The sequence below is a fragment of the Methylorubrum podarium genome, from assembly GCF_040270385.1.
GTDB classification, from domain to species: domain Bacteria; phylum Pseudomonadota; class Alphaproteobacteria; order Rhizobiales; family Beijerinckiaceae; genus Methylobacterium; species Methylobacterium podarium.
In genome coordinates this window covers 102,474-124,858 of the sequence record NZ_JBELQE010000091.1, presented here as the reverse complement: position 1 = coordinate 124,858, position 22,385 = coordinate 102,474, and the positions used below count along the sequence as shown (strand labels likewise).

General features: G+C 67.8%; 21 protein-coding genes. 8 read left to right on the top strand and 13 right to left on the bottom strand.

Annotation, left to right across the window (positions count from 1 at the left end):
• Positions 1-14 precede the first annotated feature (14 nt).
• The 4 genes from ctaD to ABS772_RS18165 all read left to right on the top strand — a co-directional run bounded on the left by ctaD (position 15) and on the right by ABS772_RS18165 (position 3,316).
• The gene (ctaD, locus tag ABS772_RS18180) at positions 15-1,706 is read left to right on the top strand and encodes a cytochrome c oxidase subunit I (RefSeq protein WP_350396199.1); all 1,692 of its coding nucleotides are present in this window, start codon (positions 15-17) and stop codon (positions 1,704-1,706) included.
• Entirely contained in the window at positions 1,703-2,392 is a 690-nt protein-coding gene (locus ABS772_RS18175) for a cytochrome c oxidase subunit 3 (protein WP_350396198.1), read from the top strand. The genes ctaD and ABS772_RS18175 overlap by 4 nt, the downstream gene beginning before the upstream one ends.
• 20 nt (positions 2,393-2,412) lie before the next feature.
• Positions 2,413-2,691 carry a cytochrome C oxidase subunit IV family protein gene (locus tag ABS772_RS18170; RefSeq protein ID WP_350396197.1) on the top strand — a complete coding sequence of 93 codons (279 nt, stop codon included), beginning with the start codon at positions 2,413-2,415 and terminating at the stop codon, positions 2,689-2,691.
• A 268-nt stretch (positions 2,692-2,959) separates the two neighbouring features.
• The gene (locus ABS772_RS18165) at positions 2,960-3,316 is read left to right on the top strand and encodes a curlin repeat-containing protein (RefSeq protein WP_350396196.1); all 357 of its coding nucleotides are present in this window, start codon (positions 2,960-2,962) and stop codon (positions 3,314-3,316) included.
• Positions 3,317-3,398: 82 nt separating this feature from the next.
• On the opposite strand, the gene ABS772_RS18160 is transcribed toward ABS772_RS18165, so the two are convergent.
• The 6 genes from ABS772_RS18160 to ABS772_RS18135 form a co-directional block, all read right to left on the bottom strand.
• Positions 3,399-4,259 (bottom strand): lytic transglycosylase domain-containing protein, encoded by an 861-nt coding sequence (locus ABS772_RS18160; RefSeq protein ID WP_350396195.1) that lies wholly within the window; start codon positions 4,257-4,259, stop codon positions 3,399-3,401.
• Between the two features lie 25 nt (positions 4,260-4,284).
• Positions 4,285-5,178, bottom strand: a complete 894-nt coding sequence (locus ABS772_RS18155; RefSeq protein WP_350396193.1) for a CsgG/HfaB family protein — start codon at positions 5,176-5,178, stop codon at positions 4,285-4,287.
• Between the two features lie 171 nt (positions 5,179-5,349).
• Entirely contained in the window at positions 5,350-5,793 is a 444-nt protein-coding gene (locus ABS772_RS18150) for a curli production assembly/transport component CsgF (protein ID WP_350396192.1), read from the bottom strand.
• Positions 5,794-5,911: 118 nt separating this feature from the next.
• Positions 5,912-6,505, bottom strand: a complete 594-nt coding sequence (locus ABS772_RS18145) for a hypothetical protein (RefSeq protein WP_350396191.1) — start codon at positions 6,503-6,505, stop codon at positions 5,912-5,914.
• A 264-nt stretch (positions 6,506-6,769) separates the two neighbouring features.
• Complete coding sequence (csgH, locus tag ABS772_RS18140; protein ID WP_350396189.1) at positions 6,770-7,102, bottom strand: curli-like amyloid fiber formation chaperone CsgH; 333 nt, start codon at positions 7,100-7,102, stop codon at positions 6,770-6,772.
• A gap of 115 nt (positions 7,103-7,217) precedes the next feature.
• Positions 7,218-8,426 carry a hypothetical protein gene (locus tag ABS772_RS18135; protein WP_350396188.1) on the bottom strand — a complete coding sequence of 403 codons (1,209 nt, stop codon included), beginning with the start codon at positions 8,424-8,426 and terminating at the stop codon, positions 7,218-7,220.
• Positions 8,427-9,123: 697 nt separating this feature from the next.
• Here ABS772_RS18135 and ABS772_RS18130 point away from each other — a divergent pair.
• From ABS772_RS18130 to ABS772_RS18120, 3 genes are all read left to right on the top strand, one after another.
• A complete protein-coding gene (locus tag ABS772_RS18130; RefSeq protein WP_350396187.1) occupies positions 9,124-9,687 on the top strand; it encodes a helix-turn-helix transcriptional regulator in 564 nt (187 codons plus the stop codon).
• Positions 9,688-10,015: 328 nt separating this feature from the next.
• Entirely contained in the window at positions 10,016-10,636 is a 621-nt protein-coding gene (locus ABS772_RS18125) for a hypothetical protein (RefSeq protein ID WP_350396186.1), read from the top strand.
• Between the two features lie 57 nt (positions 10,637-10,693).
• Positions 10,694-11,026 carry a hypothetical protein gene (locus tag ABS772_RS18120; protein ID WP_350396184.1) on the top strand — a complete coding sequence of 111 codons (333 nt, stop codon included), beginning with the start codon at positions 10,694-10,696 and terminating at the stop codon, positions 11,024-11,026.
• A gap of 163 nt (positions 11,027-11,189) precedes the next feature.
• Here the strand turns inward: ABS772_RS18120 and ABS772_RS18115 are convergent, their stop codons facing one another.
• From ABS772_RS18115 to ABS772_RS18105, 3 genes are all read right to left on the bottom strand, one after another.
• On the bottom strand, positions 11,190-13,238 hold the full coding sequence (locus ABS772_RS18115) for a PAS domain-containing hybrid sensor histidine kinase/response regulator (protein WP_350396183.1): 2,049 nt from the start codon (positions 13,236-13,238) through the stop codon (positions 11,190-11,192).
• Positions 13,235-14,761, bottom strand: coding sequence for an ATPase domain-containing protein (locus ABS772_RS18110; RefSeq protein WP_350396242.1), 1,527 nt, complete (start codon positions 14,759-14,761; stop codon positions 13,235-13,237). The genes ABS772_RS18115 and ABS772_RS18110 overlap by 4 nt, the downstream gene beginning before the upstream one ends.
• A gap of 201 nt (positions 14,762-14,962) precedes the next feature.
• The gene (locus ABS772_RS18105; RefSeq protein WP_350396182.1) at positions 14,963-17,383 is read right to left on the bottom strand and encodes a PAS domain S-box protein; all 2,421 of its coding nucleotides are present in this window, start codon (positions 17,381-17,383) and stop codon (positions 14,963-14,965) included.
• A 624-nt stretch (positions 17,384-18,007) separates the two neighbouring features.
• On the opposite strand from ABS772_RS18105, the gene ABS772_RS18100 reads away from it, so the two are divergent.
• The gene (locus tag ABS772_RS18100) at positions 18,008-19,213 is read left to right on the top strand and encodes a DUF2252 family protein (RefSeq protein WP_350396180.1); all 1,206 of its coding nucleotides are present in this window, start codon (positions 18,008-18,010) and stop codon (positions 19,211-19,213) included.
• A gap of 16 nt (positions 19,214-19,229) precedes the next feature.
• Here ABS772_RS18100 and ABS772_RS18095 read toward each other — a convergent pair whose 3' ends face one another.
• From ABS772_RS18095 to madL, 4 genes are all read right to left on the bottom strand, one after another.
• A complete protein-coding gene (locus ABS772_RS18095) occupies positions 19,230-20,228 on the bottom strand; it encodes an SDR family oxidoreductase (protein ID WP_350396179.1) in 999 nt (332 codons plus the stop codon).
• A 123-nt stretch (positions 20,229-20,351) separates the two neighbouring features.
• Positions 20,352-21,038: a GntR family transcriptional regulator gene (locus ABS772_RS18090; protein WP_350396240.1), complete on the bottom strand. Its 687-nt coding sequence runs from the start codon at positions 21,036-21,038 to the stop codon at positions 20,352-20,354.
• 5 nt (positions 21,039-21,043) lie between these two features.
• On the bottom strand, positions 21,044-21,808 hold the full coding sequence (madM, locus tag ABS772_RS18085; protein ID WP_350396178.1) for a malonate transporter subunit MadM: 765 nt from the start codon (positions 21,806-21,808) through the stop codon (positions 21,044-21,046).
• A gap of 5 nt (positions 21,809-21,813) precedes the next feature.
• Positions 21,814-22,266, bottom strand: a complete 453-nt coding sequence (gene madL, locus ABS772_RS18080; RefSeq protein ID WP_238256312.1) for a malonate transporter subunit MadL — start codon at positions 22,264-22,266, stop codon at positions 21,814-21,816.
• Between the last annotated feature and the right edge of the window lie 119 nt (positions 22,267-22,385).

The following is a 22,385-nucleotide window of genomic DNA, read 5'->3' as shown; positions in this document are numbered from 1 at the left end:
GGGAGCCCTGCCCGATGAGCGGCGCCTCCTCCGACGCCTCGACGCTGGCCAACCCGCGCGAGCTGGATCTCGGCCTGCCGGTCAGCTACCTCGCCGAGGGGCGCAGCGTCGCGTCCTGGCTGCTCACCACCGATCACAAGCGCATCGCGATCCTCTACGCGCTGTCGATCACGTTCTTCTTCTTCATCGGCGGCGCGGCGGCGACCCTGGTACGGCTGGAGCTGTTCACGCCGCAAGGCGACGTCGTCGGCGCGGACACCTACAACAAGCTGTTCTCGCTGCACGGCATCGTCATGGTGTGGTTCTTCCTCATCCCGTCGATCCCGACGACGATGGGCAACTTCCTGCTGCCGCTGATGATCGGCGCCCGCGATCTCGCCTTCCCCAAACTCAACCTGATCTCGTGGTATCTCAACCTCGCCGGCGGTCTCCTGACGCTGGCGGCCGTGCTGGCGGGTGGGATCGATACCGGCTGGACCTTCTACGTCCCCTACTCGACGGTGTTCTCGAACACCTTCGTCACGCTCGCCGTGCTCGGCGTGTTCGTCTCCGGCTTCTCGACCATCGCCACGGGCGTCAACTTCATCGCCACGGTCCATTTCCTGCGGGCGCCCGGCATGACGTGGTTTCGCCTGCCGCTCTTCGTCTGGGCGATGTACACGACGAGCCTGATCTTCGTGCTCGCCACGCCGGTGCTGGCCCTGACGCTCGTTCTCGTCATCGCCGAGCGCACCTTCAACCTGCCGATCTTCGATCCGGCCCGCGGCGGCGACCCGATCCTGTTCCAGCACCTGTTCTGGTTCTACTCGCACCCGGCCGTCTACATCATGATCCTGCCGGCCATGGGCGTGATCTCGGAGGTCATCACCTGCTACGCCCGGCGGCGGATCTTCGGCTACTCCTTCATGGTCTACGCCCTGGTGGCGATCGCGGTGATCGGCTTCTTCACCTGGGGCCACCACATGTTCACCTCGGGGATGTCGCCGTTCGCCGCCCTGGTGTTCTCGTTCCTGTCCTTCATCGTGGCGGTGCCCTCGGCGATCAAGGTGTTCAACTGGACCGCCACGCTCTACCGCGGCCAGATCGGCTTCGAATCGCCGATGCTCTACGCCCTCGGCTTCCTCGGCCTGTTCACCATGGGCGGGCTGACCGGCCTGTTCCTCGCCTCCGTGCCGATCGACGTGCACGTGCAGGACACCTATTTCGTCGTCGCCCACTTCCACTACATCATGGTCGGCGCCTCGGTGTCCGCCTACTTCGCCGGCCTGCACTTCTGGTGGCCGAAGGTGACGGGACGGATGTATCCTGAGAGCTGGGCACGCTTTGCCGCCCTGCTGATGTTCTTCGGCTTCAACCTGACCTTCTTCCCGCAATTCATCGCCGGCTATCTCGGCATGCCGCGGCGCTACTACAGCTATCCACCGGAATTCCAGGTCTGGAACGTGCTCTCCTCCTCGGGCGCCGCGGTGCTCGCGGTGGCCTACCTGATGCCGCTCGGCTACCTCACCTGGTCGCTGTTTTTCGGACGCCGCGCCCTCAACGATCCGTGGAACGCCACCGGGCTCGAATGGCGCACGACCTCGCCGCCCCCTCGGCAGAACTTCTTCGGCAACCCGCAGGTCCTCGCCCCGCCCTACGACTATCACCCGGAGGCGACGCCGCCCGGCGACGAGCCGCGCATCGCCGAAGAGGGGGCGCTGACGTGAGCACGGGCGGCGATGTTCTCGGCACGGCCGCCAAGCGCCACCTGCGCGAGCCGTGGGACGAACTCCGCCTCGCGGAGGACCGCGCCTTCGCTCACCAGCGGGCCGGGGCGACCTTCGGCATCTGGGTCTTCATCGCCAGCGAGGTGCTGTTCTTCGGCGCACTGTTCCTGCTCTACACCGCGATGCGGCTGGAGCACGCCGCGGATTTCGCCGCCGCCGCGCGCGAGACCAACATCGTCTACGGCACGCTCAACACCGCGCTCCTCCTCACCAGCGGACTCTGCGCCGCGATCGCCGCGCAGGCCTCCGAGCGGGAGGCATTGCGGCGCCTGACGCTCGGGTGCCTCGCCGCCACGGCCCTGCTCGGCCTCGCCTTCCTGGTGGTAAAGGGGCTGGAATATCGCGAGGATATCGAGCGTCACCTCGTGCCCGGCGCCGGCTTCGCCCTCGCGGCGCCCGCGACGCAGCTCTTCTTCGGCTTCTACTGGCTCTCGACCGCGATCCACGCCATCCACCTGTCGATCGGCATCGGCCTCGTCCTCCGCCTGATCTGGAAGGAGTGGCGGGCGCCGGGCTTCCTGTTCGAGAGCCCCCAGGTCGAGGTGGCGATGCTCTACTGGGGCTTCGTCGACATGATCTGGATCGTGCTCTACCCCATGCTCTACCTCGACGGACGCGGTGGATGAGATCGGGCACGCAACGATCCGTGGGGACGATCTGGCGGCGCGGCCTCGTCGTCTGGGTCCTCCTGCTCGCGCTGACGGCCTTGAGCCTGTTCTCGGCCTACGCGGCGCCCGCTCCCTGGTCGACGGTCCTCAATTTCGGCATCGCCGCGAGTCAGGCCGGCCTGGTGGCGCTGCTGTTCATGCGGCTCGACCGGGCCGACACCCTGGTGCGCCTCGCCGCCGCCTGCGGCCTGTTCTGGCTCGCGATCCTGTTCGCGCTGACGCTGACCGACACGCTGAGCCGCCTCGCCAACAGCTGATGCGGCAAGGCCGCCCAGCCGGCTCCGGCGACCCTCACCCGGGTGCCGGTCCTGCGGCCACGCCTCCCACACGCGACATGACGACAGCGCTTCGATCGAGTCCGCAGCGCAAGCCAAGTCTGAAGTGGCCGCGACGGTTCGCCGTCCTTTTCAGGCTTTCCGGCGATCTTCGGTGGACGAGGACTTCCGGTTGTTGACGGCCTTGCGGCTATACAAGGTTTTTTAACGGGGAAACCGGAGTTTCGGGCGACGAGAAGGATCGTGCCCGATGCGTAAAATTGTTCCGATCGTTGCCCTCTGCGCTGCCCTGACGACAATATCCGGGTCCGTACGCGCTCAGGATCTCTCCGCCCTGCTCTCGCAATCCAACGCAACGATGCAGGATCTCGAGAACGGTGCCCTTCGCAACACGATGAACCGCGTCTCGACGAGCATCGACACCGCATCGAGTCCGGGCCAGGGGAATGCGTTCTACGGGGTGCAGGACGGGCAGTCCAATCGCATCGACGCGACGCAGACCGGAATGGGCAACGTCATCCGCGTCACACAGAGCGGCTTCTCCAACACCGCGGTCATCGCCCAATCCGGCTCGTTCAACCAGATCACCCTGAGGCAGGGCCGCTGACGCGGGAGACCGGTGCGCGGTCGAATCCGAGAGGACCGCGGGGCGCTTTCCGTTCGTAACGATGGACGTCGCGCCGTGCCGATCAATACCGGCTGAAGTTGAGACATTGCGCGGCCGGGTTGAGCAGGGCGGCGCAGGGGCTGCTCGCGCTCCTTGCCACCGCCGGACGCAGGACGCCGCCGGCCGCAGCGCTCAGCTGAGCCGTCGAGAGCGGTGCGATGGCGCCGTCCGTCGGCTTCATCGATCGCTTCGCATCGGCTGAGGCGCCGCGGCGGCCGGTGATCCGGATGGCGATCGGGTCCGATGTGAGGCTGAGCAATGGAAGGGGTGCGGCGAAGGACGCGATCTGGAGCGGCCAGGCGGGGCCGGCCGGACGGTAGGCCGATGTCCAGCTCGGCGCGTTCACGCCGGTGATGTGGGCGACGTAGTCCACCGTCTCCCTCGGCAGTTCCACGCGGCCGAGCAGCCAGGCATCGACCCGGCCGGGCCCCGCATTGTAGGCGGCGGCGGCCAGCGCCCAGTCCCCGTAGCGCTGCCGCAGGTCGCGCAGGAGTTCGGCCGCCTTCGGAATCGCCTGAACCGGGTCGAACGGATCGTTCAGACCGCGCTCGGCCGCCGTTCCCGGCATGAACTGGGCGATCCCGAGCGCGCCTTTCGGGCTGACGGCGAGGGGGTTCAGGCCGCTCTCGCGCTTCAGCAGCCGCAGGAGGAAGTCCGACGGCACGCCGTTGCTGACCGCCGCCCGGGCGATCAGCGTCGAGAGTGTCGAGAGGGAGACCTCCGGTGGGATCGTCTCGACGATGGCGATGACGCCCCCGCTCGGCGATTCGCTCGCAGCGTTGGCCTGGACCGGTGCGGTGAGATCCAGGACCGCGACGCGGGCGCGGTTTTCAGCGCGCGCGGGGGACGCGGTCAGGACGGCCGCCGCCAGTGCCGCCGCCATCCATGGGAGCCGGCCGCGCATCGCCTCAGTTCTTCGCGACCACGACGGCTTCCTGGACGACCTCGGCGTTCGCGCTTGCGGGCGGAAGCGGCTTGTCCCGCTCGATATAGTCCTGAAGCAGGCGCTGCCCGATCGCCGGATCGCGGAACTTCCAGAGCCCCTTGCGAGCCCCCTCCATCAGCGTCGCGTAGACGGCGAGCTCGATCGATTCGCGCACGGCGAACTGTGTTGGCTCGTTGCGCGTCACGCCCGCATCGAACTCGAACAGCTTGTTGACCGCGACGTAGCGGAATGTGTTCGTGTTGAGACCGATCGAGTAGATCGTCTTCGTCGTCGTGACGCTGGTGAGCACCTCGCCCGACTGCACGGAGACGATGCGCATGCCGACCGTCACCACGTCGCGCCGGTAGCGGATGTCGCCGCCGATCCCGAGATAGCGGGCGCCGATCCCGCCCGTCACGAAATTCGCGTCGTAGGCGAGGATGCCCCCCTCGACCAGCAGGCCGGCGAAGCGGATCGGCGGCAGCGGCTTGGCCTGGTCCTGATCGAATTCCTGGCGGGTCGCGCGGATGAGCTGCCGCTCCTGAAGGATGTTGGCGAGGCTTCCGCGCTCGACCACCCGGAACCAGCGGCCGCCGCCGGTGCGGCGCAGCGCATCGACGAGAAAGGCTGCGCCGCCCTGGGTCACGGCCCGCGAGAATTCGGCGAAGTTGTCGCTCGGCTTATTCTGGCCGGTCAGGTCGGGGAAGCTGTAGACGGCGAGGTCCACCGCCTTCACCGGCGGCGGCAGCAGTTCAAGATTCAGGCCGGTCGGCGAGGTCTCGGTGACGGTCGGCGCCTCGTTGAGCGGCTCGCGCTCGCCGACCGCCACGCAGCCACCGAGCCCGAGCATCGCGAGCAGCAGAGCGCCGGCTGTCATGCCCCGGCGGAATGAAGGTTCAGCCCACATCAGATCAGCAATCCCGGCCACGACCGGGCCGCTTGGTGCGGCCTTCGAGTCGTTTGATTGCGAGAGTCGTGACGACCGTCGTCACGCGTACTCGAAGATGCTGCTTGCGCAGCCAGACGTCGTTGCGAAGATCCAGTTCTTCTAAGGTGTCGCCGGGACGACCACCTGCGTCTTCGTCTGGCCGTCGTTGATCGTGACTTGCACGTCCGAGCCGACCCTCAGAAATTCAATCGTCGTGCCCTGGAACACGAAGGTCCCGTTCGGGCGCGCGTTCTCTCCGAAGATCGCCTGGGTGATCTGGTTGGCGAGCGAGCTGTACAGCTGGGATTGGAGCTGTTGCGCGAAGATCTGTCCCGGCGTCAGGGTCGAGATACCTCGCGAGGTACCCGTGCTGAACAGCTGCTGCTGGCGCTGCTGCGCCGCCTGCGGAATGTTCTGCGCCTGCGCCTCGGATTGCAGCCAGCTGCCGTTGAGCGGGTTTCCGCCGAAGGCCGGGTTCGCCGCCTGGTACACGAGATTGCCGGCCTGGGAGGGAGCGGCCAGCAACAGGATCGCGGCGCCGACCGCGAGGATGCGTGTCTTCATGATCTGGCCCCTGCCCCTCGATCGGCTCCGCAACGCCTCACGCGACGTCCCGTGCGGGCCGCGCGCGAGGGCGCGGCGCCGTGGGAATCGCGTGAGACACGGTGCAGCGTTGTCCGGCTCATCGCGCGCGGACCTGGTTGATGATGATGCTCTTCGGGACGCCGCCCTGACTGACGTCGACCGAGGCCCCGTTGCCGAGCTGGGTCACGCTCACGTCGCGACTCCCCGGTACCGATCCGGTCGCCGTGTTGCCGTCGCCGCGCTGCAGGACCGTCAGGCTGCCCCCGGCCGGGCCGTTGACGCCGAGGTCGGCGACGTTGCCGGCGCCGATCTGCTGCAGATCGAGCCTGAGCCCGCTGCCGGTCAGGGTCCCCTGCCCGACATTGTTGAGCCCCTGCTGGCCGATGAGCGCCGTGTTGCCGTTGCCGACTGCCACGATCCCGGCACGGTTGCCCTGGCCGGCTTGGCTGATCTCAGTGCTGTTGCCGATCCCGGTCTGGCTGTTCGACGCGAGCTGGCCGGCTCCGCCGACCGCCCCGCTGTCCGGCTGCAGGATCCTGATCGGGATCTGAATGCCGCCGATCGTGGGATACTCGATCGGGACGCCTGCCTGCTGGGCATCGGCCGCGGAATGAAGGCCGGTCAGAAGGAGGCCCGCGCAAGCACAGCACAGAGCACGACGGCGAGATACGGCACGTGCCGGACTGCTCATATCCCCGCTCCCTCTTTCATGGACGATCGGCTTGATTGTAACACGACTTTATGAATCATCTTCTTCCGAAACTGGTTACTCGAACATGCATCCTGTGCATCGTCGATATCCAGTACCGAGCGGGATCCAGGTCCCCCTCGCCACCTTCATCTGATGGCATTCCTCAAGTCAAATGGAATCATGCCCGGTATAGGACATCAAGCAGACTGATGAGGCTTAGCGTGATCAGGCTGCAACAGCCCGATTCGGTGCGTGACATCAGACTTACAGGCTGTCGGTCGGCTCCGGTCCGCTTCGTTCACAGGTGTAGGTGATATCGTTGGCTTTCACGGAGAGAATGGCGCGGTAGGAGGCCGAGGGCTCCAACGACAGGCTCGGACCATCGATGCGCACCGAGCGCCCCGCATCGAGCGAGAACGCCGATTCCTGGTTGATCTGCGCCGACCCCGAGCGCCCCTGTTTCACGACCTGCAGGCGATAGGTGCCGGTCCGGGCGCTGTCCGAACGGAGACGGACCTCGATCTGAACCTGCGAGCCCGCACGATGCTCGAGCAGGGTACAGGAGATCGGTGGCGGAACGTCGCCGGACGCGGTCATGACACGCCCCTTCTCGGCACAACGATCGGACGCGGACAGGGTCACTCGGGTCCGAAAGAACGAAGCGTGGCCCCCTGCCGAGGCAGGGGGCCACGCCCAGGCGCGTCCCGTCGTCTTAGCGGGTCTGAGTGATCGTCGCGCGGTTGCCGCTGCCGGTCTGCGTGCTGTTGATCACGCTGTTCGGGTTGTAGCTCTGCGACGCGACGAGGACGTTGCCGTCGCCGTTCTGGAAGCCGGTGATGGTGCTGGCCGCTGACCGGGTCTGGCTGAGAGTGGCGTCGTTGTTGTTGCCGTTCTGGATCAGATAGATGCCGGCGTTCGACGAGGTGTTCTGCGTCACGGTCGCCGTGTTGAACGTCCCGCCCAGCTGGGTGACGGAGACGGTCGCGGCGTTGGAATTGATCTGCTCGATCGTCGCCCGGTTGTCGGTGCTGTACTGCGCCAGGATGATGTTGCTGTTGTTCGAGTCCGACTGCGTGATCAGGCCGTAGTTGCGGTCGCCGAACTGCGAAGCCCAGATGCCGCTGCCGCTGCTGTTCGACTGCGCGGCGAACAGGGTGTTGTCGTTGCCGACCTGGTTGATGAGACCGGTCGAATTGTTCGAATTGTTGCCCTGATACAGGACCGCGACCGACCGGTCGCCATTCTGCAGCACCATGCCGGTGGTGCCCGAGGTGTTCTGCTGAACGACGTAGCCGTTGTCCGCGCGTCCGGCCTGGAGGACGTAGGCGGTCGAGTTCTTCGTGCCCTGCTGGTCGCCATAGGCGAAATGATCCGATCCGGTCTGCCGGATATAGATCGTCGACTGGTCCTTCGCGTTGTCCTGCGTCGCGAAAGCCGTCTGGTGATACTCGAGCTGCCCGACGTCGATCACCGAGTCGGAGCCGCCGGTCTGTGCCGTGGCCAAGGTGTGACCGGTATCGGTGACGCCGTTGAGGCCCTGCTGAATGACCTTCGTGGCGTTGCGCTCGCCGCCCGACTGACCGAGACCCGCGGTGTTGTTGTTGTCGCTCTGGGTCAGGTCGATCGTGTTGCTCTTGCCGTTGAGCTGCAGCGACTGGAACGCGTTGCGATCGCCGGTCTGGGTCACGGTGAGGCTGTTGTTCCTACCGCCGTTCTGGGTGCCCTTGGCGCCGTAGCCCGTGCCGTTGTCGCTGCCGTCCTGCGTCACGTCCATCTTGCCGCCGACGCCGGTCTGGATGAGCTCGAGCTTGTTGGCAGTCCCCTTCTGCTCGGACTTGGCATTGTTGTTTCCGGCCGCGAAAGCGGGAGAAGCAACGAGGATGGCCAGAACGCTGACCGTTGCAATCGAAAGATGCCGCATGACTGTTCCCCTGCTGATTTTATCTGTCACTCGGCAGTCGGTTCGGGTTCATTAACCGGCTGTTGACCAGCTCGGCAAATCCGTCGATTGCTCTGTGAAGTTGTTAACGAGGCGTTAAATACGGGAGACAGGCGAAAACCGCATCATCCATTCGAATGATAAGATGCCGTTTTGGGTGGAAACGGATTGTTTAGGTTAACCTCGGCAAGGCACGAGGCGCTTGTTTGGGTTTGATTCTGCAAAAGCATTCGCACGGCGGTCGATGACTGCGCTGAGTATTCAGAAAGAGATTCTCCGGCCGCGCCTGCCGTGCTGAGAGCAGAATGGCGGCCTGCACCAAGCTTTACTCTTAATCTTGATGTTCGCTAATGTTTTCGAGCCGGCGTCGGTAGAAACGAAGTTCTGAGATTGATCTAATGCTGTTTTGCAGTGGAACCTGCAGCAATATCGTGATATTATAGAAATACGGAGTCGAGCTACCAATCTACGCTCCATCCATTTCAAGTCATACGTAGTTTGACGGCGCGCAAAAAGTCAGATGTTCGGCAGTTGCAGGTAGTGGCACGAATGCATCACTCGATCTATAATGATATCGTTCAGACGAATGTCGCTTGAAGGTCGATGCCGCGAGCGGATAACCGTGCAATGCGGCGCCGGCAAAAAATATATTGATATATCGCCATAGAGATCGCTCGGGATGCCGGATAAATACGCGCTTCTCAATGTTCTCGATAAAGTTGGCTCGGCAGCCGTATTGATCAATTGTCGTGGCAAGACGATCGATTGCAATATGTTGGCAAGGAAGATCATTTCCGACGATGTCTCCGAGACGACGCCCATCGACGCTGAGCTGTTTACGAGCCGTATGATCTCCAATGCGCTGACCGAGCCGTTCGGCACGGTCGAACTGGAACGGCCGCGCAGCGATCAGCGGCTGGTCTTCCAGGCCATGGACATCACCGCCATGGGGGAGGCCCATCGCCTGCTGATCCTGATCGACCTCGCCGTCCGCACCCAGGTCTGCGCCCCGGCGCTGGAGAAGATCTTCGGTCTCACGGCGGCCGAAGGCCGTCTCGCGGCGGAGCTCAGCCGGGGGATCCCGCTGGCCACCATCGCGCAGAGCCGCAATGTGAGTATCGCGACGCTGCGCACCCAATTGGCGTCGATCTTCGGCAAGACCGGAACCTCGCGCCAGCCCGAACTGGTCGCGCTGCTCGCCCGCGTCTGTCAGTTCTCGCCGATGGCCGATGTTCAACGTTGACGGAAAAATATGACGCGCGTGCTTCGCAGGTTTTGCGATGATCTGCGTTCAGGCAGGCCGCGGTGTGAGCAGGATTGATGGATGACGATGACGGCTGCGGATTGCGGTCTAGCGATGGCCATACGCCGCCGTCGATTGGTCTCAGGCGCCCTCTCGATTTACATTTCCGCAACGGACGCCGAAAATCTACAATGCGGTGGCCAGAAACCGGACCGCTTCATCCGGACGAGAGTGGTTTAGCTTGAGAATGGCGTCTATCTGTCGGCGCCGGTGGACGGAGGCCGCGTCCGGGGATCGGCGCTGACGCGGATAAGGGAGAGTTCGTCGGATGACACGGAACGTGGCTGGACCGGGGGCGGGCTGCGCCGTGCCTCCGGCTGAGTTTCTCCGCGCCCTCGCCTGCGTCGCCTGGCTCGGGCTCGGTGCCGTCACGGCCTCTGCCCAGGATGCCAAGCCGGACGCCAAGCCGGCCCCGGCCGAAGCCGCCCGAGCGGGCTGCGACGCGGCCTGCGCGCGCCAGGCCATCCCTGCCGCCGTGCAGGCCTGCGTGCCGGGGATCGAGCGCCAGGCACCGATGGATTTCGAGTGGATGAACCGGCCGACCGGCTCCATCTTCCAAGAAGCCGAGCCGCCCGCTGGGACGGACACCGTCGTGAAGTTCCGCGGCGACTCGGTGCGCTTCCTCAATCCGCAGGGTCAGTGGGTGCGGATTACCTACGAGTGCGACTACGACACCGCGGCGCGGTCCGCTCGCGGCGTCAAGGTCCGCCTCGGGCGGATCGACGGTAAGGGCGCGAATGCCGGCGCCGCCGCCCTTCCCGCCGGCGCGGCCGGTGCGGGACGCGGACAGGCCGCCACCGCGGCGCCGCAGGTGCAGGCGAAGCGTCCCCGCCCGAGCGAGCCGAGCGAGGTCGAGATCCGGCAGGTCGCACCGTCGGCGGGGCGCTGAGTGCGGCCGGATCGCCGAGGCCGGGGCGTCACGAACGGGAGGCTGCCGATGCGATGGATGTTGCCCGCTCTCGCGATCCTGTTCTCGGTCCCGCCCGGGATCGGCCTGGCTCAGGCCATCACCAACGTGAACGAGTGCACCTTCATCACCGATCCGATCGCGCTCCGGCGCTGCATCGACGGGTTTCAGCAGCGCGGACCGGCGGCGCAATACCCGCAATCCGCGCCGATCCCGCCGATCGAGACCCCGGCCCAGGCGGAGCGGGACCAACTCGACAGCAAGGTCCCGCCGAATACGAGTTTCAAGGACTCGCCCGAATGGCTGGGTCGCGGCGGCAAGGCACCGGAGCGGTCACCGCCGAAGCGCGGCGTGATCGATCTCAGCAAGTGATACCATTTCCGTTTGATCGCTTCGGTCTCTCCTCCGTCATCGCGAGGCTCAGCGAAAGCGATCCAGGGCGCGCGCCTTCCGGAGAGGTCGCGCACTGGATCGCTTCGCTGCCGCTCGCGATGACGGGATTAGGCGATGCCCAAGGTGATCGACCGGCGGCGTGTCAGGCCCTCTCGCCGCCGAGCACCAGGCGGAGCGACCGCGCGAGCTCGTCGCGGCGATAGGGCTTGTTGAGCACCGGGAGCTCGCCCTGGCCGAGGACCTGCCCTTCGTCGAGATTGGCGACATAGCCTGAGGTGAGCAGGATCTTGATGTCCGGGCGCACCCGCCGGGCCTCGGCGGCGAGCTGCGAGCCGTTCATCCCGCCGGGCATGACGACGTCCGAGAACAGGATATCGATGCGCTCGACGCCGCGCAGGTGCTCCAGCGCCTCGGCGGCGTTGCGGGTCACGATGACCCGGTAGCGCAGCTCCTCGAGGCTCTCCACGGCCATGCCGAGCACCTGTTCATCGTCCTCGACGAGCAGCACCGTCTCGCCGTCGCCCGCGCGGCGCAGCGGAATGGCGCCGATCGCGCCGGTCCCGATCTCCTCGCCGGCCGGGTCGGTCGAGCGCGGAAAGTACAGGCTGATCGTCGTGCCCCGGTCCACCTCTGATTCGATCTGCGCGAAGCCCTTGGCGCTGCTGGTGAAGCCGTAGACCTGGCTCAACCCGAGTCCCGTCCCCTTGCCGACCTCCTTCGTGGTGAAGAACGGCTCGAAGACGCGCTGGAGCTTGTCGGCCGGGATGCCGCTGCCGGTATCCGTCACCGAGATCACGACATAGGGGCCCGGTGGCACCCCCTTGTCCGCCACCGCCGCCGTGCCGAGCCGGACGTTGCGGCTCGTGACCGTGATGCGCGCCGGTCCGTCGCGGCCCTCCAGGGCGTCGCGGGCGTTCACGATCAGGTTCAGCACCGCCGCCTCGAACTGCGCCGGGTCGATGCGGATCGGGTCCAGCGCCGGATCGAGATCGAAGGCCAGCTCGACGGCACCGGTGGCGGCGCGCTCGGCGAGCGGCCGGAAGTCCAGCAACAGGCGGTTCGGGTTGAGCGTTTGTGGCCGCAGCATCTGGCGGCGGGAGAAGGCGAGCAGCTGCTGGGTCAGCTGCTCGCCGCGCCGCGCCGCGCCCATGGCCGCCTCGGCCAAGCGCTTCACCCGGTCGGTCTGATCGGGGCGCCGCAGCATCATGTCGAGGCCGCCGACGATGACGGTGAGCAGGTTGTTGAAGTCGTGCGCCACGCCCCCGGTGAGCTGGCCGATGGCCTCCATCTTCTGCGCCTGCCGCAGCGCCTCCTCCGTGACGTGCTGCTCCGTGCGGTCCATGAGGATGCCGGCGACGCGCAGCGGCCGGCCGGCCTCGTCGCGCTTGACCTGCCCGCGCATGGCGATCCAGCGCACCGCTCCGTCGGCGCGCCGGATCCGGCATTCCAGGTCGAGCTTGCCGGTCTCGACGACGCCCGCGAACGCCGCCTCGGCGATCCCGCGATCCTCCTGCAGCACGTGATCGAGGAAGGTCTCGCGATCCCAGGCGCGCCCCGCGCCCTCGTAGCCGAACACCGCATCGAAGCGCGGCGAGCGGCGGTGGAGGCCGGTCGAGACGTCGATGTCCCACGAACTCATCCCGGCCGCGTCGAGGGCGAAGGCGAGGGTTTCGTGGGCCGCTTCGAGCTCGCGCGTCCGCTCGGCCACGCGCCGCTCCAGCTCCTCGTTCGCCAGCCGAAGCTGTTCCTGCGCCCGCTCCCGCTCGCGCAGGTGCTCCCGCGCCTGGTACTGGCGGCGGCGGGCGCGCAGGGACGACAGGACGGCGCTCGTCAGCGTCTCGGCGTTGATCGGCCGCTCGAGCAGGACCACGTTGCCGAGCCGCTTCAGCGATTCGGCCGCGCCCCGCGCCCGGGGGCCGGCTTGGCGCGTGGCCAGCACGACGAAGGGAAAGTCCGACCACGGCGGCTGCGCGTCGAGCCAGGCGGACAACGCCGCGAGGTCGCCGTCGGCCAGGGCCTCCTCGGTGACGATCGCGGTGCCGGCACCTTCCTGCAGGCACGCGACCCATTCCGTCACGTCCGCGCAGACGGCGTTGGCGATGCCCGAGCGGTGCAGCACCTGCTCGACTACCGCGGCATCCCGCCCGCGCGGGGCCAGGATGAGGACGCGCTCCTCCGGGGATGCGCTCACGCCTCGTCCCCCGGCGCGTCCGCATCCCTCAGCATCGCCACCCGTCCGCGATAGGCCGGCAGGCCCGTGAGCACGCCCTCGAAATCGTCGAGCGCCTCGCCGACGCGAAGCCCCTCGGACGAGAGCCGCAACTCGCGGATCGTGCGCTCGTGGGCGTTCACCCGGCTCTTCACCACGGAGAGCGCGGCGCGGATCTCGGCCCTCGCCTCGAAGAAGCGGAACAGCAGGATGCAGTCGCTCAGGTAGCTCAGATCGATATCGGTGCGGACCTCGCCGATGACGCCGTGCTGCCCCAGGACGAGGAGCGTCGTCACGCCCTTCTGATTCAGGTAGCTCAAGAGCTCGTGCATCTGCAGGACGAGGTACTCCTCGCCCGGCATCGCGTGCAGGTAGGCGTTCAGGCTGTCGACGGCGACGAAGGTCGATCCGCGCTGCTCGACGGCATGCCTGACGATCGCGGCGAACTCGCCGGGCGAGAGTTCCGCGGGGTCGATCTGCGTGAGGGTGAGACGCCCCGAATCGAGATGCGGCCTCAGGTCCATGCCGAGCAGGGCGGCGCGGGCGATCAGGGTGCCGAGCCCCTCGTCGAACAGGTAGTACGTCGCCGTCTCGCCGCGATCGAGTGCGGCCAGCATGCAGCGCATCGCGGTCGTCGTCTTCCCCACGCCGGACGGGCCGAGCAGGAGCGTGTTGGTGCCGGGCACGAGGCCGCCGCCCAGCAGGGCGTCCAGTTCCGGCGAGCCCGTCGACCGCGCCTGCGCGTCGAAGGTCGCGTGATGGTCGGCAGCGACGAGGCGCGGGAAGACCTCGATGCCGCCGGTCTCCATGACGAAGTCGTGGTAACCGCCCCGGAACTTGATGCCGCGCATCTTCACGATGCGCAGGCGCCGACGCTCCGAGCCGAACTCCCGCGGCATCTGATCGAGTGAGATCACCCCGTGCGCGATGCTGTGGAGCTGCGGATCGCCGGCCTCCGAGGTGCGGTCGTCGAGCATCAGCACCGTGCAGGACCGCTTGGAGAAGAAGTGCTTCAGGGCGAGGATCTGGCGACGGTAGCGCAGCGGGTTCTGCGCGAGCAGACGCAGTTCCGACAGGCTGTCGAACACCACGCGCTCGGGCTTGAGGCTCTCGACCCGGGTGATGACCTCCCGCACCGTCTCGCCGAGTTCGATCTCGGACGGGTGCAGGATCGACTGCTCGCTGTCGGGATCGAGACCCAGCTCGTTGACGAGTTCGTAGACGTCGATGTTGTCGAGCGACCAGCCGTGGCTCGCCGCCGCCGCACGGAGTTCGTCCGCGGTCTCCGACAGCGTCACGTAGAGGCTGCGCTCGTTCCGGGCCGCTCCGTCGAGCAGGAACTGCAGCGCGAGAGTCGTCTTGCCGGTGCCGGGCGTGCCTTCGAGCAGGTAGAGCCGATCCGGCGTCAGGCCGCCGCCGAGGATCTCGTTCAAGCCGGCGATGCCGGTGGAGATCCGGGTGTCGGAACCGGATCGAGCGCCCGTCGTCTCCATCGCCTCGGCCATCGGTTCCAACGAAGCTCCCATGCCGTGTCCGGCGGTTGCGCGCGAGCGCAGCGTAAACGCCGCGTAATCCCGCGTCAGCGTCGGCGATAACACACGGGACGGGCGGATGGTGTCATCGATCGCCGACTCCCGTTCGAGACGGATGAGCGCGGAACGTCGCGTCCGATGCGCGGGGCCGGTACGCGGGCTCCCGCGTCAAGTCTATCCGACTCGTCCGTGCCGGACCCGCGGGCTGATCGCCTTGCACAGGGCCTGCGAGACCTGTTCGGCCGAGTAGGGCTTCTGCACCAGGTTGAAACCGTGCGCCCCTTCCTGAGCCAGCACGTGGCTGTAGCCCGAGGTGAGGATCACCGGCAGATGCGGGTGGGTGCGGCGCAGGCGCTTGGCCAGCTCGATCCCGCCCATGCCCGGCATCACGACGTCGGAGAAGACCGCCTCGAAGGCCGCGTCCTCGGAGCCCAACGCGTCCAGTGCTTCCTCGGCATTCGCCGCCCAGCGGGTCTCGAACCCGAGATCCTGAAGGATCTGCGTCGCGAAACGCCCGACCTCGACATTGTCCTCGACCACCAGGATCCGCTGGCCGGCCCCGATCGGCGGCGCGTCGCCCGGGCGCCCCGTCTCCGCCGATTCCTGTGCGGCCTCGGTTTCCGGCAGGTAGAGGGTGAAGGTGGTGCCGCATCCCACCACGCTCTCGACCGAGACGTCGCCGCCGGATTGCTTGGCGAAGCCGAAAACCTGGCTGAGGCCGAGCCCGGTCCCGCGGCCCACCTCCTTCGTCGTGAAGAAGGGCTCGAAGATCCGGCCGATCCGGTCCGGGGGAATGCCCGCTCCGGTGTCGGACAGCGAGATCGCCGCGAAGGGGCCGGGACCGCCGGCATGCCCGCGGATCGGCGGCATCGGCACGGAGCAGACCAGCCGTAGCGTGAGGGTGCCCTCCCCCTCCATGGCGTCGCGGGCGTTGACCGCCATGTTGATGAGCGCGGTCTCGAACTGGCTGATGTCGGCACGCACGAAACAGGGGATGTCCAGGCCCTGCGTCACGACCCGGATGCGGGCGCCCGTCACCGTGTCGAGCATGTCGGCGACAGCGTGCAGCCGCCCGGCGACTTCGAACACCTCGGGCTTGAGCGTCTGGCGGCGGGCGAAGGCGAGGAGCTGTCCGGTCAGCTTCGCCGCCCGGTCCACCGTCTCGGACACGGCGTCGAGATAGCGCGCCTTGCGGGTCTCCGGCAGCTCCGGCCGGCGCAGGAAGTCGACGGACGAGCGGATGATGGTGAGCAGGTTGTTGAAGTCGTGCGCCACGCCGCCGGTGAGCTGGCCGACAGCCTCCAGCTTCTGCGACTGCCGCAGGGCCTCCTCGGCCACCCGCTGCTCGGTGATGTCCCGGCCGAAGCCGAAGAGGAGGTCGTCTCCCGGCACGACGGTCCAGGAGACGTGGCGGGGGCCGTTCCCCTTGGTGAGCAACGTGAGTTCGATGTCGCCGGACAAGGGCGTCGCGGCACCCAGCATCAGGTCCGAGGCGGCCTGCCGCCGTCCTTCGGGGGCGACGAAGTCGAGCACGTTGCGCCCGAGGGTCTCCTGTTCCGACCAGCCGAGGGAGCGCGTCCAGGATGGATTCACCGATCGGATCTCGCCGTCGTGGCGCGCGACGAACTTGAGCACCGGCGACAGGTTCCAAATGCGGTCCCGCGCTTTTTCCTGTTCGGCGACCTGCGCTTCGAGCTGCAGCGCCCGCGAGGCCAGCAGTTCCTCGGTCTGCTTGCGGTCCGTGATGTCCTGCACGAACACGTAGATGCCGGTGACCTCACCGGACGAGTCGCGGCTCGGAATGTAGCGGATCGCCGCCTCGCGCGGCTGGCCATCCGGATGCGGCCACGACCGCTCGAGGTGGATGTCCGCGCCGGCCAGGGCCTGTTCGATGAAGGGGCGGCGGGCCTCGAACTCGGCGGTGCCGAGGAGTTCCGCGATCGTGCGGCCGACGACCTGCTCGGGCCTGCGGCCGAACCACGTTTCGTAGGCCGCGTTGGCGAAGCGGTAGGTGAAGGCGCGGTCGATGAAGGCGATCAGCACCGGCATCGCGTCGGCGATCAGCCGGAGTTCCGCCTCGCGCGCGGCAAGCTCCGCCTCCGCCTGCTTGCGGTCCGTGATGTCGACGACGAACTCGAACCCGCGGCCGTCGTCCAGAAGCGTGGCGCCGAACAAGGCCCAGAAGCGAGAGCCGTCCTTGCGGAAATACTGCTTCTCGTACGGTGACGTGTGCCCCGTGGTCTTCAGGTCGTTGAAGGCACGCCAGGACATGTCGAGCCACTCGGGCGGTGTCAGGACTTGCCAGCTGAGCCGCCCGGCATTGAGGTCCTCGCGGCTGTAGCCGCCCATGGCCAGGAAGGCGTCGTTGGCGTCGAGGAGCCGGCCATTCAGGTCGAAGTAGATGCCGCCCACCGTGGCGATGGTGAGCGCCTCCCGCAGCCGCGCCGGACTGGCCGCCAGTGTGGAGGCCGGGGTCGCGTGCGGGTCGGGGTCGGAACCGCGGTCCTGATCCTTGAGCGCTTCACGCAGGCGCGCATTCTCGGCTTCGAGCGCCGCCACATGCCGGCGGAGTTCCTCGACCTCAGCGTCCGTCACGCGCAGGGTTCCTGGATTCGATAGGATTGATGGAAATAGGCGCCGCGACCCGTCCGCCCACGACCCGTTGACCGGATTGGGTGAACGCAACCGTCGGGTCGTCTCGACCCGAGACGGCCTCTTCGCCGGAGACAGCACTCACGCCGCGAGAGGAGGAAAATCCGTAGGGTCGGGTCGCCGGCATTCGCTCTCGTCACATGGTCAGGCTGAAGGTGTCAATCAGCGCTAGACGTCCTTGTCCTTGCCAGCGCAGGAAGGAAGTTTGTCATCACATCATAGTTTTAGTCTGGCCGGTCCCGATACATTCGGCGAATGCTGCGCAATCGTAGTGATAAGCCTCTTCATGCAACCAGGGCGGTCGACGCCCGACGCGTCCTTGCGATGCATCTCGCACACGTGCTCTCGATGCGTCCACCGGGCGGATGCGCAGGGATCGGCCGACAGCAGGTCCAGAAGCCGGTCTCTCGCTCGAGGTTGATCCTACTCGGCAGCCCCGGCCATCGACACGTTCTCTGGCTCACCATAATCCGGGCTGGGGACGATCGGCCGCGCTACAGGGATCGGCCCGCGCGCGTTGACGCTTCACCGCGCGACGGGCGCGGCCTGCGGGTTGAAGGTGTCTTGATGCGTGTGAACGACGCGTATGGTCCTGAGCAGCGTGCGATCGTGCTGGAGCGGCAGCGCACGCTCAAGATGGCCCGGTCGGCCCACGCCTACGTTCGCGGCAACACCCTGAAATTCTACGAGTGGTTGGACGGCCTTCCGCGCGGCACCCTTCCGGAGGGGCCTCCGGTTTGGATCTGCGGTGATTGTCATCTCGGCAACCTGGGTCCGCTGGCCGACGCCGACGGGCGGGTGGACATCCAGATCCGGGATCTCGACCAGACCGTGATCGGCAACCCGACGCACGACCTCGTCCGCCTCGGGCTGTCGCTCGCGAGCGCCGCCCGCGGCTCGGACCTTCCGGGCGTCGTCACGGCCCGGATGCTGGAGGAGATGATCGCGGGCTACGCGGTGGGCCTGGGTGGGGATGAGGAGAACCGGCAGCCTCCCGAGCCCGACGTGGTGCGCTCGGTGCGCCGCCGCGCCCTCGGTCGGCACTGGAAACACCTCGCGCGGGAACGCCTGAAGAGGGTGGAGCCGGCCATTCCGCTGGGACGCAAATTCTGGGCTCTCGACGCGCAGGAGCGCCGGGCGCTGGAAGATCTGTTTCAGGAGGACGAGGTGCGCCGCCTCGTGCTGGCACTGAGCGGGCGGAGCGAGGAGGCCGAGGCCCACCTCATCGACGCGGCCTACTGGATGAAGGGCTGCAGCTCGCTCGGTTTCCTGCGCTACGCCGCGCTGATCGGCATCGCCGGGTCCCGCGACAAGCAGCGCCTCGCACTGGTGGATCTGAAGGAGGCGGTCGAGCCCGCCGCACCGCCCGCGCCGGGCGCGGCGATGCCGTCGGACCCGGCCGAGCGCGTGGTGGCCGGCGCACGGGCCCTCTCGCCGAACCTCGGCGAACGCATGCTGCCGGTACATCTCCTCGGCAAGCCGGTCGTGATGCGTGAACTCGCGCCGCAGGATCTGAAGCTCGATATCGATCAGTTCAGCCGCGACGAGGCGGTCCGGGCGGCGCATTACCTCGCCTACGTGGTCGGCAAGGCGCATGGCCGACAGATGGACGACGCCGTCCGCTCGGGCTGGCGCGCCGAGGTGACGGGTGGCGCCCGCGTGGAGGACGGGGCGCCGTCCTGGCTCTGGTCCAGCGTGGTCGACCTCGCCGGCCGCCACGAGGTCGGCTACCTCCAGCATTGCCGCCGCTACGCCGGCGAGCAGGCCGCCTGACCTCGGGCGGGGCGCGTCAGGACCGGCGGCCGATGTGCCGCCCGCCAAGGACAAGGGCGGCCGTCGCCGCCAGGCCGGCGGCCAGCCCGGCCGTGGCGAGAGGGTGAAGGGTCGCTCGGGTGTAGGCGCTCGTGCGCATGACGTAGACCGGCGGATCGCCCCGCTCCCGGCCGGCACCCCGAGGCGCGTGCAGCGCGCCCTCCGGGTTCCTCGGCGATTCCGACCGCTTCTGCAGGGCGATGATGGCCGGCGCGAGCTCGTCGTAGGCGCCGGGGGCGAACTCCTTGCCCATGACGAAGAGCTTGCCGCCTCCGCCCACCACGATGTCCCGCTGCGGGTGCACGGCGGCGTGCAGGATCGCGTTGGCCACCTCCCGCGGCGGATAGATCGGCGGCGGCAGCGTCGGCTCGCGGTCCATGTAGTTGCGCGCCCGGTTCGGCAGCGGCGTATCGATGGAGGCGGGCTTCACCAGCGTGACGGAGACCGGCGCGCCCTCCGCGCGGAATTCCATCCGCAGGGTGTCGGTGAAGCCTTTCACCGCGTGCTTCGAAGCGGCGTAGAGACCCTGGAACGGGAAGGCGAGATCCGAGGCGATGCTGCCGACATTGATGATTGCGCCGCCGCGCTCGCGCAGGTGCTCCGCGGCAACCAGCGAGCCGTACACCGTGCCCCAGAAATTGGTGCGGATCAGCCGCTCGTGGTCCTCGGCGGTGATCTCGCGGAGCGGACCGTAGACCGTCAGGCCGGCGACGTTCACCCAGGTATCGAAGCCGCCGAAGGTCGCGATTGCCCTATCGGCGATGGCCTGAACGTCCTCGCGCCGGCCGACATCCGCGACCACGTAGGTGGCGCGGGGACCGAACGCGGCGGCGGCCTCGGCCAGGGCCTCCTCGCTTCTCGCGGCGAGCACGACCCGGGCGCCGCGTTGCGCGGCCATCCGCGCGGTCGCCAACCCGATCCCGCTGGATGCTCCCGTGACGACGATGACCTGCTCGCGCAGCGGCTTGTGTCCCATTCCGGCCCGCTCCTGTCCTGTCGCGTCGATCGACGCGCGATGGGGCTACCCGCGACGGGCCGAACGGTTTCGGCCCGCGCTGAAACCGCGCAGGCCGGACACTCCAGGATAAGGTCCGGACCCTCACGCGCTCGCGTGGTCCGCGACGTAGCGGCCGAGCGCGCTCGCGGCGTTGAGCATGTGGGCGCGCATGCGCCGGGCCGCGGCGTCGCCGTCGCCCTCCGCGATCGCCTGCAGGATCTCGCCGTGCTCGGCGCGCGAGCGGAGGATCCGCTCGCCCTGGCGCAGCTGGGTCCGGCGGAAGGCCGACAGGCGGGAGCGGATCGCCAGCGCCTGCTCGGCCATGAAGCCGTTATGGGTCGCGCGGTAGAGCGCCTCGTGGAAGGACCGGTTGAGGGCGTCGTAGGTGTCGTAGTCCTGCGCCGCCACCGGCTCCGCCGACTGCTCGTGCAGGTCCATCAGGGCGCTCAGTTCGAGCGGCGTCATCCGGTAGGTCGCGAGACGCACGCACAGGGCCTCGAACTCGGCGGTCGTCTCGAACATCTCCATGATCCGCTCGGGGGTCATGCGGGTCACGACGACGCCGCGCCGCGGCCGCATCTCGACGAGACCGCTGGAGGCGAGCTGGCGCAGAGCCTCGCGGACGGGGGTGCGCGAGGCGCCGAAGCGGTCGGCGAGATCCTGCTCGTCGAGGGCGATCCCCGCCGCGAGGACGCCCGAGGCGATCTCGTCCGTCAGGGCATTGCGGATCTGATCCGAGAGGAGGCCGCGCCCCTCGGCCATGCCGTCCATCTCGCCGCCCTCGCCCATCCGCGTCATCCCACCAGCGCCCGCACGATCAGGAACAGCAGCGACGGGCCGACGAGGCAGCCGATGCCGGTGTGGAAGGTCGCGGTCAACGCCCCGTAGGGAACGAGCTTCGGATCGGTCGCGGCGAGCCCGCCCGCGACGCCGCTGACCGTGCCCATCAGCCCGCCATAGGCCATCGCCGAGCGCGGGTTATCGAGACCGATCAGCCGGGCGACCAAGGGCGTGCCCACCATCACCATCACGGCCTTGGTGACGCCGGTGGCGATGGAGAGCGCCATCACGGTCGAGTCGGCGCCGAGCGCTGCGCCGGTCACCGGGCCGACGATGTAGGTGATGGCGCCCGCCCCGATCGTCGTGATCGACACCGCGTCGTGGTAGCCGAAGGCGATGGCCGTCAGGGTGCCGACGATGAAGGGCAGCACCGTGCCGAGCGCGAGCGCGACGACGCCGAGCAGCCCCGCGCGGCGCGCTTCGATCACGTCCACCTCGAAGGCGGTGGCGACGATGGCGAAGTCGCGCAGCATGGCGCCGCCCATCAGCCCGATGCCGGACAGGGCCGGAATGTCGGCAAGCCCGTGCTTGCCGCCGGTCGCGAGCCCGCCGAGATAGGCCAGCCCGAGGCCGAGCACGATGGCGATGGCTGAGCCGTGGACCCGCCCGCCCGTCAGGCGTTTCCCGATGAGGTTCGACACCAGCATCAGGCCGCCGATCACCGCGAAGGCGGCGACCAGGCTCTGCTCGACGAAGATGTGTTCCAGCATGTGCAGCATGGGACTCACCTCCGGGCCGTGGTGGAAGGCCGTGACGGCGCCTCGGCGCCCTCGCCGGCGATGACCGCGCCCGCCTGCGCGACCTCGGCGGCGTCCTGCGCCGGCCGTCCGCCGATCCGGCCGAGCAGGGCCGTTGCGGCGAAGCACAGGAGCACGCTGCCGACCGCCGCGATGATCACGATCGGCCCGCCGCTCACCGCCGCGACGACGTTCTGCTGCGCGGCCATGGCCACCACGATCGGGATGTACATGCTGGCCCAGAACTCGACCCCGAGCTTGGTCGCGTGGCCGAGCCGGTCCTGGCGCATCAGCCAGACCCGGGCGGCGATCAGCAGCATCATCGCGATGCCGACGCCGCCGACATTGGCCTTCACGTCGAGCAGGATCCCGAGCAGGTCGCCCAGGAACACGCCGACAAGGGTGCAAAGCGCGAGGAGCGCGACGCCGAGGATCGTCATCGAACGTCCCTCCCCCATCGGCCAGCCGGATCGGGCTGCAGCGGCACGACGATTGCGCCGTGCATGGGCGGTGTGCATGCAGCCGTCATGAGCCGTCTCCTTCCTGTATGCGCTGATTC

Excerpts from the sequence above, each read along its gene's own strand:
- ctaD (WP_350396199.1), top strand. The coding sequence starts at position 15 with ATGAGCGGCGCCTCCTCCGACGCCTCGACGCTGGCCAACCCGCGCGAG.
- ABS772_RS18165 (WP_350396196.1), top strand. The coding sequence starts at position 2,960 with ATGCGTAAAATTGTTCCGATCGTTGCCCTCTGCGCTGCCCTGACGACA.
- ABS772_RS18160 (WP_350396195.1), bottom strand. The coding sequence starts at position 4,259 with ATGGCGGCGGCACTGGCGGCGGCCGTCCTGACCGCGTCCCCCGCGCGC.
- ABS772_RS18155 (WP_350396193.1), bottom strand. The coding sequence starts at position 5,178 with ATGACAGCCGGCGCTCTGCTGCTCGCGATGCTCGGGCTCGGTGGCTGC.
- ABS772_RS18150 (WP_350396192.1), bottom strand. The coding sequence starts at position 5,793 with ATGAAGACACGCATCCTCGCGGTCGGCGCCGCGATCCTGTTGCTGGCC.
- ABS772_RS18145 (WP_350396191.1), bottom strand. The coding sequence starts at position 6,505 with ATGAGCAGTCCGGCACGTGCCGTATCTCGCCGTCGTGCTCTGTGCTGT.
- csgH (WP_350396189.1), bottom strand. The coding sequence starts at position 7,102 with ATGACCGCGTCCGGCGACGTTCCGCCACCGATCTCCTGTACCCTGCTC.
- ABS772_RS18135 (WP_350396188.1), bottom strand. The coding sequence starts at position 8,426 with ATGCGGCATCTTTCGATTGCAACGGTCAGCGTTCTGGCCATCCTCGTT.
- ABS772_RS18130 (WP_350396187.1), top strand. The coding sequence starts at position 9,124 with ATGCCGGATAAATACGCGCTTCTCAATGTTCTCGATAAAGTTGGCTCG.
- ABS772_RS18125 (WP_350396186.1), top strand. The coding sequence starts at position 10,016 with ATGACACGGAACGTGGCTGGACCGGGGGCGGGCTGCGCCGTGCCTCCG.
- ABS772_RS18120 (WP_350396184.1), top strand. The coding sequence starts at position 10,694 with ATGTTGCCCGCTCTCGCGATCCTGTTCTCGGTCCCGCCCGGGATCGGC.
- ABS772_RS18110 (WP_350396242.1), bottom strand. The coding sequence starts at position 14,761 with ATGGCCGAGGCGATGGAGACGACGGGCGCTCGATCCGGTTCCGACACC.
- ABS772_RS18100 (WP_350396180.1), top strand. The coding sequence starts at position 18,008 with ATGCGTGTGAACGACGCGTATGGTCCTGAGCAGCGTGCGATCGTGCTG.
- ABS772_RS18095 (WP_350396179.1), bottom strand. The coding sequence starts at position 20,228 with ATGGGACACAAGCCGCTGCGCGAGCAGGTCATCGTCGTCACGGGAGCA.
- ABS772_RS18090 (WP_350396240.1), bottom strand. The coding sequence starts at position 21,038 with ATGGGCGAGGGCGGCGAGATGGACGGCATGGCCGAGGGGCGCGGCCTC.
- madM (WP_350396178.1), bottom strand. The coding sequence starts at position 21,808 with ATGCTGCACATGCTGGAACACATCTTCGTCGAGCAGAGCCTGGTCGCC.
- madL (WP_238256312.1), bottom strand. The coding sequence starts at position 22,266 with ATGACGATCCTCGGCGTCGCGCTCCTCGCGCTTTGCACCCTTGTCGGC.